Origin of the sequence: Streptomyces sp. NPDC019443, assembly GCF_044389785.1 — a bacterium.
Classification (GTDB): domain Bacteria; phylum Actinomycetota; class Actinomycetes; order Streptomycetales; family Streptomycetaceae; genus Streptomyces.
Window position 1 is genome coordinate 1 of sequence record NZ_JBIRYJ010000004.1, and the last position, 15,346, is coordinate 15,346.

The 15,346-nt window shown below is 69.1% G+C and carries 12 protein-coding genes, 1 rRNA gene and 1 pseudogene; 3 read left to right on the top strand and 11 right to left on the bottom strand.

Translation table 11 applies throughout. From position 1 onward, the window contains the following. Together ACH492_RS14245 and ACH492_RS14250 are read right to left on the bottom strand one after the other, a co-directional pair. Nucleotides 1-318, bottom strand: a 16S ribosomal RNA gene (locus ACH492_RS14245); the annotation flags it as partial. 593 nt (nt 319-911) lie between these two features. Further along, a complete protein-coding gene (locus ACH492_RS14250; protein WP_398986246.1) occupies nt 912-1,919 on the bottom strand; it encodes a stage II sporulation protein M in 1,008 nt (335 codons plus the stop codon). Between the two features lie 149 nt (nt 1,920-2,068). Here ACH492_RS14250 and ACH492_RS14255 point away from each other — a divergent pair, with 149 nt between their 5' ends. Next, the gene (locus tag ACH492_RS14255; RefSeq protein WP_398986248.1) at nt 2,069-3,085 is read left to right on the top strand and encodes an RDD family protein; all 1,017 of its coding nucleotides are present in this window, start codon (nt 2,069-2,071) and stop codon (nt 3,083-3,085) included. 31 nt (nt 3,086-3,116) lie between these two features. On the opposite strand, the gene ACH492_RS14260 is transcribed toward ACH492_RS14255, so the two are convergent. Both ACH492_RS14260 and ahcY read right to left on the bottom strand, forming a co-directional pair. Next, nucleotides 3,117-3,731 (bottom strand): hypothetical protein, encoded by a 615-nt coding sequence (locus ACH492_RS14260; protein ID WP_398986250.1) that lies wholly within the window; start codon nt 3,729-3,731, stop codon nt 3,117-3,119. Nucleotides 3,732-3,883: 152 nt separating this feature from the next. Then, nucleotides 3,884-5,341 (bottom strand): adenosylhomocysteinase, encoded by a 1,458-nt coding sequence (gene ahcY, locus ACH492_RS14265; RefSeq protein ID WP_398986252.1) that lies wholly within the window; start codon nt 5,339-5,341, stop codon nt 3,884-3,886. A gap of 361 nt (nt 5,342-5,702) precedes the next feature. Between ahcY and ACH492_RS14270 the strand changes: the two genes are divergently transcribed. Then, nucleotides 5,703-7,802, top strand: coding sequence for a fructose-specific PTS transporter subunit EIIC (locus ACH492_RS14270; protein WP_398986254.1), 2,100 nt, complete (start codon nt 5,703-5,705; stop codon nt 7,800-7,802). A 113-nt stretch (nt 7,803-7,915) separates the two neighbouring features. Here ACH492_RS14270 and ACH492_RS14275 read toward each other — a convergent pair whose 3' ends face one another. The 7 genes and pseudogenes from ACH492_RS14275 to ACH492_RS14305 form a co-directional block, all read right to left on the bottom strand. Continuing rightward, nucleotides 7,916-8,893, bottom strand: a complete 978-nt coding sequence (locus ACH492_RS14275) for a cation diffusion facilitator family transporter (protein ID WP_398986256.1) — start codon at nt 8,891-8,893, stop codon at nt 7,916-7,918. Between the two features lie 99 nt (nt 8,894-8,992). Beyond that, nucleotides 8,993-10,198 carry a mannose-6-phosphate isomerase, class I gene (gene manA / locus ACH492_RS14280; RefSeq protein WP_398986258.1) on the bottom strand — a complete coding sequence of 402 codons (1,206 nt, stop codon included), beginning with the start codon at nt 10,196-10,198 and terminating at the stop codon, nt 8,993-8,995. A 47-nt stretch (nt 10,199-10,245) separates the two neighbouring features. Beyond that, nucleotides 10,246-11,382 carry an SIS domain-containing protein gene (locus tag ACH492_RS14285; RefSeq protein WP_398986260.1) on the bottom strand — a complete coding sequence of 379 codons (1,137 nt, stop codon included), beginning with the start codon at nt 11,380-11,382 and terminating at the stop codon, nt 10,246-10,248. A 34-nt stretch (nt 11,383-11,416) separates the two neighbouring features. Continuing rightward, nucleotides 11,417-11,599, bottom strand: coding sequence for a Trm112 family protein (locus tag ACH492_RS14290; protein WP_398986262.1), 183 nt, complete (start codon nt 11,597-11,599; stop codon nt 11,417-11,419). Between the two features lie 272 nt (nt 11,600-11,871). Beyond that, the gene (locus ACH492_RS14295; protein ID WP_398986264.1) at nt 11,872-13,236 is read right to left on the bottom strand and encodes a phosphomannomutase/phosphoglucomutase; all 1,365 of its coding nucleotides are present in this window, start codon (nt 13,234-13,236) and stop codon (nt 11,872-11,874) included. Beyond that, nucleotides 13,233-14,036, bottom strand: a pseudogene (locus ACH492_RS14300) (L-lactate permease); the annotation flags it as partial. The gene ACH492_RS14295 and the pseudogene ACH492_RS14300, both read right to left, overlap by 4 nt. Nucleotides 14,037-14,180: 144 nt before the next feature. Beyond that, nucleotides 14,181-14,609, bottom strand: a complete 429-nt coding sequence (locus ACH492_RS14305; RefSeq protein ID WP_307663058.1) for a DUF3499 domain-containing protein — start codon at nt 14,607-14,609, stop codon at nt 14,181-14,183. A gap of 274 nt (nt 14,610-14,883) precedes the next feature. Between ACH492_RS14305 and ACH492_RS14310 the strand changes: the two genes are divergently transcribed. After that, nucleotides 14,884-15,312: a metallopeptidase family protein gene (locus ACH492_RS14310; RefSeq protein WP_307665943.1), complete on the top strand. Its 429-nt coding sequence runs from the start codon at nt 14,884-14,886 to the stop codon at nt 15,310-15,312. Nucleotides 15,313-15,346: the final 34 nt, after the last annotated feature.

Consider the following 15,346-nt stretch of genomic DNA (forward strand, 5'->3'; position numbering starts at 1 on the left):
CTCAGTCCCAGTGTGGCCGGTCGCCCTCTCAGGCCGGCTACCCGTCGTCGCCTTGGTAGGCCATCACCCCACCAACAAGCTGATAGGCCGCGGGCTCATCCTGCACCGCCGGAGCTTTCAACCTCCTCCCATGCGGAAGGAAGTGTCATCCGGTATTAGACCCCGTTTCCAGGGCTTGTCCCAGAGTGCAGGGCAGATTGCCCACGTGTTACTCACCCGTTCGCCACTAATCCACCCCGAAGGGCTTCATCGTTCGACTTGCATGTGTTAAGCACGCCGCCAGCGTTCGTCCTGAGCCAGGATCAAACTCTCCGTGAATGTTTTCCCGTAATCGGGACACACATCACGAGAGCGGAACGGACAAGCCGGAATAAGGCCTGCCGTTCACAGCGTCCTCGCTGTGTAATTGCCTACCCGCCACATGGGCCGGTAGGACTTCAAAGGAACCACGACCATCCGAAGATGGACGGGGTATCAACATATCTGGCGTTGACTTTTGGCACGCTGTTGAGTTCTCAAGGAACGGATGCTTCCTTCAGACCCTTTTCACGGGATCCTCCGGGCGCTTCCCTTCGGTCTTGCGTTTCCAACCCTACCAGAATCTCTTTCCGTTCCGTTTCCGGTGAGGAATTCGAATCCAGTGGCCGATTGGAGTGGCCTGTTTGCCTTTCGGCTGACCCGACATTATCAGAAGCATTTCGGTCGACCTAATCGACCTTCGTGATCCGGATTAAGAATCGAGAGGCTCTGCGGAAATTCAATTCCCGTCGAGAGCGAGAGAGACACTAACGGTCACACTCGCACTTGTCCAGTCCGAGGCAACCGTTAAAATCTACCTCCCCACTGCTCCCGTGTCAACGGGTTTCGTGGGGCGAAGAGGAGACTAGCAGGTCAGAGCATGCGATCGCACATCAGGCAGCGGCCGGGAGTTCGGCGCTGCGGTCTGTCGCCTCCACGTCGCCCATGTCGCCCATTCGGGCTGCTCGGCCGCCCAGGATGTAGACGTACGCCAGAAAGGCCAGCTCAGCGACGATGCCGATGGTGATGCGCGCCCAGGTCGGCAGACCCGAGGGGGTGACAAAGCCTTCGATCACGCCCGATACGAAGAGGACGAGGGCCAGGCCGATGGCCATGCCGATCGCGGCGCGGCCCTGTTGAGCGAGGGCTGTGCGCCGGGATTGAGGGCCTGGGTCGATGACTGTCCAGCCGAGACGGAGGCCTGTGCCCGCGGCGACGAAGACTGCGGTCAGTTCGAGCAGGCCGTGCGGGAGGACAAGGCCCAGGAAAACGTCGAGGCGACCCACCGATGACATCAGGCCGATGCCGACGCCGAGGTTCAGCACATTGAGGAAGAGGATCCAGATCACCGGGAGGCAGAGGAACGCGCCCAGAGTCAGGCACATGGCGGCGGCCTGGGCGTTGTTCGTCCAGACCTGGGCGGCGAAGGAGGCCGCGGGGTGGCTGGAGTAATACGTCTCGTACTCACCGCCGGGGCGGGTGAGCTGGCGGAGTTCTTCGGGGGCGGCGATCGCCGACTGGACCTCGGGATGGGTGCCGATCCACCAGCCGATGATCGCGGCGAGGACCGTGGAGAGGACCGCGGTGGGTATCCACCACTGGCGGGACCGGTAGACAGCCGCGGGGAAGCCGGCGGTGAGGAAGCGGACCGCGTCTCGCCAGGTGGCGCGTCGGGTGCCGGTGACGGTGGAGCGGGCGCGGGCCACGAGCTGGGTGAGCTTGCCCGTAAGCATCGGGTCAGGGGCACTGGACTGGATGAGGGAGAGGTGTGTGGCTGTGCGCTGGTAGAGGGCGACGAGTTCGTCGGCCTCGGCGCCGGTGAGGTGGCGTCCCCGGTGCAGGAGGTGGTCCAGGCGGTCCCACTCGGCGCGGTGGGCGGTCACGAAGACATCGAGGTCCATGGTCGGCTGCTGCTCCAGGCACTGGGTGCGTACGGTCCGTACTACTGCACTACTGCGGCACTACTGCACTACTGCGACGCGCTGCGGGCCAGCTTGGCAGACTGAGGAATCAGGGGGCAGTGGAGATCTACGGAAAGAGGCGGGCAGCGGTGAGTGCGCTTGTGACGGGGGATGCGGTTGTACTGGGGCTGCAGCCGGCGAGACTGCCGAGCCGGGCGCTCGCCCTCGTGATCGATCTAGTAGTCGTGTGGACCGTGTATCTCCTGATATCGATCGGGCTCGCGTTGGCGACTGCCTCGCTGGACGAGGCGGCGGTCATGGCGGTGTCGATCGCGACGTTCCTGCTGGTCCTGGTGGGGGCGCCGATAGCCGTGGAGACCCTCAGCCATGGGCGCTCACTCGGGAAGCTCGCCTGTGGGCTGCGGGTGGTGCGGGACGACGGTGGGCCGATCCGGTTCCGGCATGCGCTGGTGCGTGGGGCGATGGGCGTGGTGGAGATCCTGCTGTCGTTCGGGGTCATCGCCTGTATCGCTTCGCTGGTGTCGGCGCGGGGGCGGCGGATAGGGGACGTGTTCGCGGGGACGCTGGTGGTGCGGGAACGGATGCCGGCCGCGCGGGGAACGCTGGTGCCGCCTCCGCCGCCGTGGCTCGTCGGCCGGTTCGCCGAGCTCGATCTGTCGGGGGTGCCGGACGATCTTTGGCTTGCGATACGTCAGTACCTGACGCGGATGAGGCAGCTGGACCCGTCGGTGAGCTGGTCCATGGCGGGGCGGCTGGCCGGTGATCTGGCGGCGTGCACGGGGGCTCCCGCGCCGGAGGGAGTGCCGCCGGCCGCGTATTTGGCTGCCGTGGTGAATGAGCGGCAGGCACGTGACGCCCGTCGGGCCTTCGGGGCCGAGGCGAGGGCAGCCGCAAGGGCAGGGGGCGGTGGCGCAGCAGCCGCGGGCGCGGTGGGCGCAGGCGCGGGCGCTGCGGGACCGGTGGACGCAGGACCAGTTGCCGCAGGACCAGTAGACGCGCGCCCGGGTGCGGCCGGACCGGTGATCGCCGATGCGGTTGAGGCCGCAGGGGCCGGCGGTGCTCGTGGAGCAGATGTGCCGCTCGGGGTGGCAACAGGGGCCGAGCCGGTGTCGAAGCCCACCACCGGATTCGCACCGCCTGCGTAGGCCGGTCGCCGGGAGAAGCCACCGGGAGAAGTCAGGGGAAGACCGAGGGCGGGGTCTCGAGGTCTTCCAGTTCGATGCCGGGGGCCGCGAGGACCACGTCGCCGGCGATGTGAACGATGTGCTGCTCACCCGTGTCCAGGGCGCTGACCTGGTATTCGTCCACTGTCAGGGGGCCATTGTCAGTGGCATGCGCTTCACTCTTCATCAGGGCCCAGGACTGGTCGAGAGTGCGGGGGGCGAGGACAGGATCCGTGAAGGCGACGAGGCGGACGCGCGTCGCGGGGGAGCCGGGGGTGAGTCGCAGGAGACGTGCGGTCGCGACGAGGAAAGCAGGGGATGTGCCGGTGAAGGCGTGGGCGCGGACATTGCCTTCGGTGGCATGAGTGCCGGTGGGGTCGGTGCGGACCCAGGTGACGCCGTCGAGGGCGGCACCGCGGACCTGCCAGCTCGCGGCGTGGAGTTCGAGACGGATGGGACGGCCGAGTTCGTCGATGGCGAGGTCGACGGAGCCGACGTGGTCGCCGGAGGGGGTGGTGATCTGGGAGACGTAACGCCAGCCGGAGGGGCCGGGGGCGCACTGGAAGTGTTCTTCGCCGAGGGGGGTGTGATCGTGCGGATCGTGGAGCGAATAGCGGCCGCGGGGCATGGGGGCGTAGGTGTCCTTGTGCGGTGAGGCTCTGGATGTGGAACCGGAGCCGGAGCCGTTCGGGGACGGTACGGGGCAGGCCCCCGACACGGGGGTGCGGGGGCCTGCCTGGTACCGCGGGTACCTGCTGCTGAGGGTGTGTCAGTAGCCGATCAGTAGCGGTAGTGGTCGGACTTGTACGGGCCCTCGACCTCGACGCCGATGTAGGCGGCCTGCTCCGGGCGCAGGGTCGTCAGCTTCACGCCGAGCGCGTCCAGGTGGAGCCGGGCGACCTTCTCGTCCAGGTGCTTGGGCAGCACGTAGACGTCGGTCGGGTACTCCTCGGGCTTGGTGAACAGCTCGATCTGGGCCAGCGTCTGGTCCGCGAAGCTGTTGGACATCACGAACGAGGGGTGACCGGTCGCGTTGCCCAGGTTCAGCAGACGGCCCTCGGAGAGCACGATCAGGACCTTGCCGTCGGGGAAGGTCCAGGTGTGGACCTGGGGCTTGACCTCGTCCTTGACGATGCCCGGGGTCTGCGCCAGGCCGGCCATGTCGATCTCGTTGTCGAAGTGGCCGATGTTGCCCACGATCGCCTGGTGCTTCATCTTGGCCATGTCCGCGGCCATGATGATGTCCTTGTTGCCCGTGGTCGTGACGAAGATGTCGGCCTTGTCGACGACCTCGTCCAGCGTGGTGACCTGGTAGCCGTCCATGGCCGCCTGCAGCGCGCAGATCGGGTCGATCTCCGTGACGATCACCCGGGCGCCCTGCCCGCGCAGGGACTCCGCGCAGCCCTTGCCCACATCCCCGTAACCGCACACGACCACCGTCTTGCCGCCGATCAGCACATCGGTGGCACGGTTGATGCCGTCGATCAACGAGTGCCGGCAGCCGTACTTGTTGTCGAACTTCGACTTGGTGACAGCGTCGTTGACGTTGATCGCCGGGAACAGGAGGGTGCCGTCGCGGTGCATCTCGTACAGCCGGTGCACACCGGTCGTGGTCTCCTCGGTGACGCCGCGGATCTCCGAAGCCAGCTGCGTCCACTTCTGCGGGGACTCGCCAAGGGTGCGGTTGAGCAGGGTCAGGATGTACCCGTACTCCTCGCTGTCCGCCGTCGACGGGTCCGGGGCCGACCCGGCTTTCTCGAACTCCACGCCCTTGTGCACCAGGAGCGTGGCGTCGCCGCCGTCGTCGAGGATCATGTTCGGGCCGCCGGTGGGGGTGTTCGGCCAGGTCAGCGCCTGCTCCGTGCACCACCAGTACTCCTCCAGCGTCTCGCCCTTCCAGGCGAAGACCGGCACACCCTGCGGCGCCTCCGGGGTGCCGTTCGGGCCGACCGCGATCGCCGCGGCCGCGTGGTCCTGGGTGGAGAAGATGTTGCAGGACGCCCAGCGCACCTCGGCGCCCAGCGCGACCAGCGTCTCGATCAGTACGGCGGTCTGCACGGTCATGTGCAGCGAGCCGGTGATACGCGCGCCGGCCAGCGGCTGCGTGGCGGCGTACTCCTTACGGATCGACATCAGACCGGGCATCTCATGCTCGGCGAGAGTGATCTCCTTGCGGCCGAAGGCGGCGAGGGAAAGGTCGGCGACCTTGAAATCCTGGCCGGTGGCGACAGTCGTCATGCGAGCTGCTCCTCGTGGTTGGGTCGAGGGTGGGTACGGCTGACTCTGCGGCGGCCATAGGCATACCAATGCCCGGGCCCTCGCAGTGCAGTCCGTCGGAGGCCCTCTCTCCCTCGGCCGGTCCGCACAACGGGACCGCCCGACCGCCATCAGCAGCGACGTCTGACTCTGGTCACGAATCTACACCGATCGGCGCAGTGGGCCCCAGCCCGCCCACCGCCGGGTTCCGGCCACATTCAGGGTCCGTCGGCCGTGACAAGTAGGGCCGCGGGGCTTTTGATGGCGCGCTTGTCTGGTGCACGATGCTCTGCGGATCGGGGACATCCGCACGATCTGCGCCACGAAGTGTAAGGAGAACCACGTGACCAGTCCGGCGAGTGAGCAGCGGACATTGAAGCTGCTTGCGGTGACCGCCTGTCCGACAGGCATCGCCCACACATATATGGCCGCGGAGAAGCTGGCGCAGGCCGCAGACGCGCTCGGCATCGAGATGAAGGTGGAGACGCAGGGCTCCATCGGGGCCGAGAATGTCTTGACTGACAACGATGTCAAAAACGCGGACGGCGTCATCATCGCCGCCGACAAGAACGTCGACCGCAGTCGGTTCGTGGGGAAGAAGGTGCTGGTCGTCGGTGTCGCCGAGGGCATTCACCACCCCGAGCGACTGATCGAGCGGGTGCAGAACGCGCCGGTGCACGGGGCGGGCGGCCAAGACGGGGGCACCACGCCGCCGACCGGCTCGGGCGGCTCTGGCAGCTCCGGCGGTGGCGGCAAGGAGCGCAGTGCCGCGTACAAGGCACTGATGAACGGTGTCTCGTACATGATCCCGTTCGTGGTGGTGGGCGGGTTGCTCATCGCCATCTCGCTGGCACTGGGCGGCGACGCGACCTCAAAGGGCTACATCATCCCGGAGGGGACCTTCTGGGCACACGTCAACGCCATCGGCGTCATCGGCTTCACGCTGATGATCCCCATCCTGTCCGGCTACATCGCCTACGCGATCGGCGACCGGCCCGCACTCGTGCCGGGCATGATCGGCGGCTGGATAGCCAACACCGGTGAGCTGTACGACTCGAAGGCCGGCGCGGGCTTCATCGGCGCGATCGTCACCGGCTTCCTGGCCGGTTATCTGGTGCTGTGGATCAAGAAGGTCAAGGTCCCCAACTTCGCACGGCCGATCATGCCGATCATCGTGATCCCGATCGTCGCGACGACGGCGCTGGGACTGTTCTTCATCTACGTCATCGGCAAGCCGATCTCGTGGGTCTTCACGCATCTCACCGACTGGCTCAGCGGCATGACCGGGACCAGTGCGATTCTGCTGGGCGCGATTCTGGGGCTCATGATCGCGTTCGACATGGGCGGGCCGGTCAACAAGACCGCGTTCCTGTTCGGCGCCGGGCTCATCGCGACCGGCAACCAGACCGTCATGGGTATGTGCGCGGCCGCGATTCCGGTCATGCCTCTGGGGCAGGGACTCGCCACGCTGATCCGGCGGCGGCTCTACTCGGAGCAGGAGCGGGAGACCGGTATGGCCGCGATCTTCATGGGCATGTTCGGCATCTCCGAGGGTGCGATCCCCTTCGCGGCGGCAAGGCCCGCCCAGGTCATTCCGGCGAACATGCTCGGTGGTGCGGTGGCCGGTGGGATCGCCGGTCTGGCCAGTGTGAGGGACGCGGTTCCGCACGGTGGCCCGATTGTGGCCGTGCTCGGCGCGGTCGGTGGGGTGCCGATGTTCTTCCTGGCCGTCGCCATCGGCACAGTCGTCACCGCGATCACCACGAATGCGCTGATCGACATCAAGGAGCGGAAGAACCGTGGCGCTGCGGGGGCGGATGCCCTCGTGCCTGCCGGTGCCGGTGCCGGTTTGGGGGTGGCGCCGGAACCGGTACTCGCCGGGGTCGGTGCCGGTACGGGTGTCGGTACGGAGGTCTCGGGCCCCGGAGGCGTACGTACGGAGAAGTCGCTCACTCCCCCGCCCACCGCAGCCGAACCGTCCGAGGACGAGGTGCTGTCCGGGTATCTGACCGCGCAGACCGTGAAAGTTCAGCTGGCCGCCGACAACAAGGACGGCGCCATCCGCGAGATGGCCGCGATGCTCGCCACCACCGGCAAGGTCGCCGATCCCGACTCGCTCGTGGCGGCCGCCTTCGCCCGCGAGGACCAGGGCACCACCGGGCTCGGCGAGGAGATCGCCATCCCGCACGCCAAGACCGATGCGGTCACCGCGCCGATCGTCGGATTCGCGCGGTCGGCGGAGGGCGTCGAGTGGGGTTCGCTCGACGGCACGAAGGCCAAGTTGATCTTCATGATCACGGTGCCGGAGGCAGCCGCCGGGGATGAGCACCTGCGGATTCTGGCGATGCTGTCCCGCAAGCTCATGGACACCGGCTTTCGGGACCGGCTGTCGGCCGCGCCCGACGAGACGGCCGTCCTCGATGTGCTGCGTGAGATCCAGTAGCGCGTACGGATATGACGCGACGGCCCCCCGCCCGTGTGGGCGGGGGGCCGTCGCGTCGTACTCAGCTCAGCGCCGTACTCAGCTCAGTCGTACGCAGCTCAGTGGGCCGCAGCTCAGTGGGCCGCGTCCGGGCCCGGGCCGCCCGGGGACTTCGCCGGGTTGACGCCCGCCGCTGCCGCCGACTCGCTGTAGATGTCCGGTTCCAGGTAGATCACGCGGGCGATCGGGACCGCGGCGCGGATGCGCTCCTCCGCCGCGTTGATCGCGGCCGCGACCTCCGCGGCCGTGTCGTCGTGCTGGACAGCGACCTTGGCCGCGACCAGCAGTTCCTCCGGGCCGAGGTGGAGCGTACGCATGTGGATGATGCCGGTGACCGTGTCACCGTCCACCGCCGCTGCCTTGATCTTCTCGATGTCCTCGAGACCCGCGGCCTCGCCCAGCAGCAGCGACTTCGTCTCGGCCGCCAGGACGAGCGCGATCACGATGAGCAGGATGCCGATGCAGAGCGTGCCGATGCCGTCCCACACGCCGTTGCCCGTGACCAGGGCCAGGCCCACGCCGCCGAGCGCCAGGATCAGACCGACAAGCGCGCCGAGGTCCTCGAGGAGCACGACCGGCAGCTCGGGGGCCTTGGCGTGGCGCACGAACTCCGTCCACGACCGCTTGCCGCGCGTCTCGTTGGACTCTTTGATCGCCGTACGGAAGGAGAAGGACTCGGCGATGATCGCGAAGACGAGGACGCCGACCGGCCAGTACCAGGCCTCGATCTCGTGCGGGTGCTTGATCTTCTCGTAGCCCTCGTAGATCGCGAACATGCCGCCGACCGAGAAGAGCACGATGGAGACGAGGAAGGCGTAGATGTAGCGCTCGCGGCCGTAGCCGAAGGGGTGCTGCGGAGTCGCCTCGCGCTTGGCCTTCTTGCCGCCGAGGAGCAGCAGACCCTGGTTGCCGGAGTCCGCGACCGAGTGGACGCTCTCAGCGAGCATCGACGACGAGCCGCTGAACAGGAACGCAACGAACTTCGCTACCGCGATTGCGAGGTTGGCGGCGAGTGCCGCCACGATCGCCTTGGTTCCGCCTGACGCGCTCATGTGTGCCGGATATCCCTTCGTGCCTACGTGGGTCGCCGCCCGGACTTTGCCCGGTCTTTGCGATGCGCCATTGTTGCAGCCCCTGAAGATGGCGCCGCGTCAGGCCACCACAGTGGCGCGGAAGACCGTGCCCGCGCCGCCGCCGGTGCCCGAGATCTCCGTCTTGTCCCCCGCCGGTACGAACGCCGACTCGCCCGGGGCGAGCGTCAGATCGCCGGCCGTCACGCTGCCCGCTGTGCAGAGCAGGATCTGCGGGGTGGGTGCGGTGAGGTCGCGGGGCGTCGCGTCCGGCGCGAGGACGTAACGCGAGAGACGGAATTCGTCGGTCGGAGTGTCGTAGACCTCTTCGCCCGACGGCGAGGCCTCGGGGCGCAGGACGCCGGGGTCGCTCGCCTCGAAGCGGACGATACGCAGCAGTTCCGCGACGTCCACATGCTTGGGGGTCAGTCCGCAGCGCAGCACGTTGTCGGAGTTGGCCATGATCTCCACGCCGAGGCCGTTGAGATAGGCGTGCGGGATGCCGGCGCCGAGGAACAGGGCCTCGCCTGGCTGGAGTTGGACGTAGTTGAGCAGCATGGCGGCGATGACGCCCGGGTCACCGGGATAGTGGTGCGCGATCGAGGCGTACGGGGCGTAGGCGCCGCCGAGCCGTTCCGCGGCGGCCGCGGCCTCCGCGACGGTGGCCGTCATCTCGTCGGGGTCGGCGGTCAGCACCGCGGTCAGGACCTCGCGGAGCGCGGCCTCCTCCGGGTGGGCGTGCAGGAGGTCGACGTACGGCTTGAGCGAGTCCACGTCGAGTCCGGCGAGGAGATCGGCGGCTTCGAGGGGCGTACGGAATCCGCACAGGCCGTCGAAGGGCGTGAGCGCGCAGATCAGTTCCGGCTTGTGGTTGGCGTCCTTGTAGTTGCGGTGCGGGGCGTCTGTCGGGACGCCCGCGCTCTCCTCGGCTGCGTAACCCTCCTTCGCCTGCGCGAGGTTCGGGTGGACCTGGAGGGAGAGGGGGGCGCCGGCCGCGAGGAGCTTGAGGAGGAAGGGGAGACGCGGACCGAACTTCTCGACGGCCGCGGGGCCCAGTTCGCGTACCGGGTCGGCGGCAATCACGTCGGAGAGCGGCTGCTCGGCGGCGATCACCTCCGAGAGCGGCTGCCCGGCCGTGGCACGGGTGACGCGGGAGGGCGCTCCCGGGTGGGCGCCCATCCACATCTCGGCCTGGGGCTCGCCGGTGGGGGCGATGCCGAGCAGTTCCGGGATGGCGGTCGTGGAGCCCCAGGCGTAGGGGCGCACGGTGTTGGAGAGGCGATCCATGGTCTTCCCGGTTCTTCCTGTCTTCCTGGTGCTTGCGGGAGGCGTCGTTACTTGGGGGTGTGGGAGGCCGCCAGGGCCAGGTAGACGGCGGCGAAGTCGGTGACGGCGAGGAGTTCGGCGATCGACTCGAGATCGGTGCCCTCCTCCGGTTCGAGCTCGCTGATCGCTGTGTCGTGGCTGAGCGCCAGTTCCCGGGCGGCGGGGGCGGCGCTCAGGCCGCCGACGGGGCGGTCGCGCAGCAGTACGACACGGGCCCGCAGTGCCTGCTGCTCCTCGACACGGTCGCGGAAGAAGTCCTCCGGGTCGGCGCCGCCCGCGAAGTCGCCGGCGAGCAGCACGCCGTGGGCGGGGAGCGCCTCGGGGAGTTCCGCGGCGAGGGCGGGGCGGCCTGCCAGCTCTGCCAGTACGGCGGCGAAACGGCGGCCTGCCGGGGCGGCGCCCGCGCCCTCTGTCCAGATGAGCGGAAGGCTGTCGGCGAGCTCGGCGGCGAGCGTCTTGGCCGGGTTGCTGTACGTCGCGATGGCCGGGCCGCACCGTTCGGCGGTGCGGTCGAGACGGTCGGCGACCTTGGCGAGGGTCTCCGGGGGCGCTTCCAGCAGGCCGACACGGTCGAGGAGGACGAGGAGGGGGGTGAACAGGGCCCACAGCTCGCCGGGGCTCGCGGTCTGGATCTCCTCGTACGTCTCGTGCGGGGCGGTGGCCATGGGGACCACCAGGCCGTGCGCGCCGTCGACGGCCTCGGAGAGCGGGGAGCGCTCGGGGGCGACGGCGACGACGTTGCAACCGCGGCGGTACGCCTGCTCGGCGAGGAGGGCGAGGCCGGGTTCGCTGCCGTCGGTGGTCGCGACAAGGAGAAGGTCCACGGAGCCCGCCCAGCCGGGGAGCGCCCAGCGCAGCGCGCCGGCGGCGGGGGCTACGCCGGTGGGGTGGAGCCGGGTGACGGGGGCGGAGGCTCCGGCAAGGGCGCCGATGAGGTCGGCGACGCCGGTGGCGGCGGTGCCGGAGCCCGCGAGGAGGACGGCGCGTGGGCGGCCCTCGGGGGTGAGCTCGGCGATACCGGCCTCGGCGGCGTGCCGGGCGGCGGTGCGTAGGCGCGCCCCGGCCTCGGCGGCGCCTCGGAGCAGTCCTCGGCGATCGGCGCGGGCCAGGGCTTCCGGTTCGTCGAGGAGCGACTCGTCGAGCATGGGGGTGGGCCTCCGATCGCCGTGCGGTGGTGGGTCAGGCGGGGCGGCGTGCCTCGTCCACGAGGAGGACGGGGATTCCGTCCCGTACGGGGTAGGCCAGGCCGCAGTCCTTGCCGGTGCAGATCAGCTCGGGGGTGTCGGCTGCCGTGCGGTCGCGGAGGGGGGCGTGGCAGGCCGGACAGGCGAGGATCTCCAGGAGGCCGGCTTCGAGCGGCATGTGTGGGGTGTCCTTTCGGGCATTCCGCATGTCGCACATGCGGTCGCGGTGATCCGGATCGAGCGACGTCAGCGTACCGCTGGGGGGCGGGGGGCGGCGCGTTCTGGGGGTACGGGCGGCTGTTCCCCGTGCCCGTCCGGCCGGTACGGGCTGTTTCCCGTACGTACCAGCCCGGCCAGTACGGGGGCTGTTCCCCGTGCCCGTCCGGCCAGTACAGGGGCTGTTCCCCATACGTAGCAGCCAGGCCGCGCCCCGCGCCCCTGGTCCGGGCGTCACGCCCCCCGGACCAGTCCCAGCACCTCGTCCCTCACCTTTGCCATCGTCTGCTCGTCACGCGCCTCCACGTTCAGGCGCAGCAGCGGTTCCGTGTTCGACGGGCGGAGATTGAACCACCAGGCCTTCGTCAACACCGTCAGGCCGTCGAGTTCGTCGATCGTGACGTCCTCGCGGGACGCGTACGCCGCCCTCACCGCCGCCGTGCGGGCCGCCTGGTCGTCGACCGTGGAGTTGATCTCGCCCGAGCCGCTGTAGCGGTCGTACTGCGCGACCAGCCCGGACAGCGGGCCCTCCTGCGAGCCCAGCGCCGCAAGGACGTGGAGGGCCGCCAGCATGCCCGTGTCCGCGTTCCAGAAGTCGCGGAAGTAGTAGTGCGCCGAGTGCTCGCCGCCGAAGATCGCTCCCGTACTGGCCATCTCCTGCTTGATGAAGGAGTGGCCGACCCGGGTACGGACCGGGGTCCCGCCGTGCTCGCGGACCACCTCCGGGACCGACCACGACGTGATCAGGTTGTGGATCACCGTGCCGCCGGGGTGCTTCGCCAGCTCGCGCGCCGCGACCAGTGCTGTGATCGCCGACGGCGAGATGCCCTGGCCCCGCTCGTCCACCACGAAGCAGCGGTCCGCGTCCCCGTCGAAAGCCAGGCCCAGGTCCGCGCCCTCGGAGAGAACGCGGGCCTGGAGGTCGACGATGTTCGCCGGGTCCAGCGGGTTCGCCTCGTGGTTGGGGAAGGTGCCGTCAAGCTCGAAGTACATCGGTACGAGGGTGACGGGAAGGGGCTCGAAAACCGTCGGGACCGTGTGGCCGCCCATCCCGTTGCCCGCGTCCACGACCACCTTCAGCGGACGCATCGACGACAGGTCCACCAGCGACAGCAGATGGGCCGCATAGTCGGTGAGCGTGTCCCGCTCCGTCACCTTGCCTCGATCGGCCGCGGGTTCCGGGGCGCCCTGTTCGGACCAGGACTCGACCAGCGCGCGGATGTCCGCCAGACCCGTGTCCCGGCCCACCGGCGCCGCGCCCGCCCGGCACATCTTGATGCCGTTGTACTGCGCCGGGTTGTGCGACGCGGTGAACATCGCGCCCGGCAGGTCCAGCACCCCCGACGCGAAGTACAGCTGGTCCGTCGAGCACAGCCCGATCAACGTGACATCCGCGCCCCGGGCCGCGGCCCCCCGCGCGAACGCCCCCGAGAGCCCCGGCGACGACGGCCGCATGTCATGGCCGACGACAATCGCATCCGCTCCCGTCACCTGGACGAACGCTGCGCCGAACAGCTCGGCCAGTGGCTCGTCCCACTGATCCGGCACCACCCCGCGAACGTCGTACGCCTTCACGATCTGCGACAGATCAGCAGTCACGGGCCACCCCTCCAGGAATCTCTGCGGTCACCACAAAGTACCCGCACAAACCAGGGGAGCATCCAGCCCACCACGGCCGTGCTCTGCGCCGTAACAATCAGGCACATCACCAGGAGCAGTCCCAGACTCCACGGCAGCACCTTGCGCAACAGATCACCCTCCTTCCCCGCGCGCCCCACCGCCGCGCAAGCGATCGTCAGATTCTGCGGGGAGATCATCTTGCCGAGTACGCCGCCGGAGCTGTTGGCAGCCGCCAACAGCTCCGGAGAGAACCCCGATTCCCGCGCCGCCGTCACCTGGAGAGCGCCGAAGAGCGCGCTCGCGGAGGCGTCCGAGCCGGACACGGCGACGCCGAACCGGCCGAGCACCGGCGAGAGGACGGCGAGGCCCGCGCCCGCCGCCGCCACGAAGTGACCGATGGTGGCGGCCTGTCCGGACGTACGGAGCGTAGGCGCGCGCCACTTCGCGCCGCGGGTCCTCGCGGTCCAGGTCCTCGCGGTCCAGGTCCTCGCTCCGTACGCCGGTCAGCACGCCGCCCGCACCGGCTCCGCGGCCGGCTTGCGCGCACCCGGCACCGCGACCAGCGCGGCCGCGCCCACCAACGCCGCTCCGATGTCGGCGAGTTGCGCCGAGACATGGTTGGCCGCCGCGAACTGGGCAGCTGCGAAAGCGAATCCGCGGGCCATCGCGGGTGTCCAGGTCTCGCGCAGACCTCGCCGCCCGTCGACGAGCCAGACCAGTACGAGCGGTACGACGAGGGCGAGCAGCGGAGTCTGCCGGCTGACCATCGAGGTTACGGAAAGCGGTTTCTCGCGAGTGGAGGAATCGTCGTGTCCGCGACAAGCGGAGGTCAATGGTCCGTACAGGATTCAAGTACGGGATTCCATGAGTGAGTGATGAACCCGAGGTGGCGCGAGGGGCACCGAGGTGGCGCGAGGGGCGGCTCAGGAGTCCGGGGAACGCAGCACCCGCAGATGGCCGCGGCGCGCGACCTCCATCGGGTCCGCCGTCCGCCGGCCGTTCTGCGCACCGGCCTCGGCCGCACGCCCCTGAGGGCGGGCCGCTTCCCGTACGGCATTGGCGAGCGCCTCGAGATCGTCACCGCTGGGCCGGGGCGGGGCAGAGCCGTCGGTGAGCCGGACGACCTCCCAGCCGCGCGGGGCGGTCAGGCGCTCACTGTGCTCGGCGCACAGGTCATAGCAATGGGGCTCGGCATAGGTGGCGAGCGGGCCGAGGACCGCAGTCGAGTCGGCATAGACGTACGTCAGTGTCGCGACGGCAGGGCGGCCGCACGCGGTGCGCGAACAGCGACGTACAGGGCTCACGACGTTGGACGGTACCGCACTCTTGAGCGGGCTGCGACGACTCTCCACCAGGTCACTCCACCGTGTCGTGCTGCGACATCGTCCGTGGCGACTCCCTCAGCAACTGCCCTGACCTGCACGGAAAGAGAAGCGCGCGGTCGACGACCGCCCGTGATCCGGTCATGACTTGGTGTAAATGAGGTCAATCACGATGAGATCGGCGATCGCGGGGAGACCTGCAATCGGGCCCAAGCTTGGCCGGAATGTTCAATTAGCGACAAGCTTCCGGCCCGGCGCGCGCACGCGATCGCCGCGCGCCGGGGAGAGCTACTCTGCGTCAGTGATGGACAGTCCCGTACCTCCCCGCCCGACCGAGCCACGGCCGCGCCGCCGCGACCGCCACGGCCGCGGCATGCGCGGGCCCGTCGCTCCGCCCCAGGTACCCCTCGCCGCGAGCCGGGCCGAGTCCTTCCGGGACCTCGTGCAGGACTCGGTGGAACGGCTGGAACGGCGCTGGCCACAGCTGGCCGACGTGGATTTCCTGGTACTGGACGTGCCGGGCGCGCCGGAGGGGTCGGTGCCGCTGGGCAGCTCGGTTCCGGCGAACAAGGGACAGCCGGCCCAGATCGTGGTCTACCGGCGACCCGTCGAGATCCGCACGAAGAATCGCGACGAGCGGGCGCTGCTGGTGCACGAGGTGGTCGTGGAGCAGGTCGCGGAGCTGCTGGGACTTGCGCCGGAGTCGGTGGATCCGCGGTACGGACAGGACTGACGGCTGACAGATTTCAAAATTTGTCAGCCGTCAA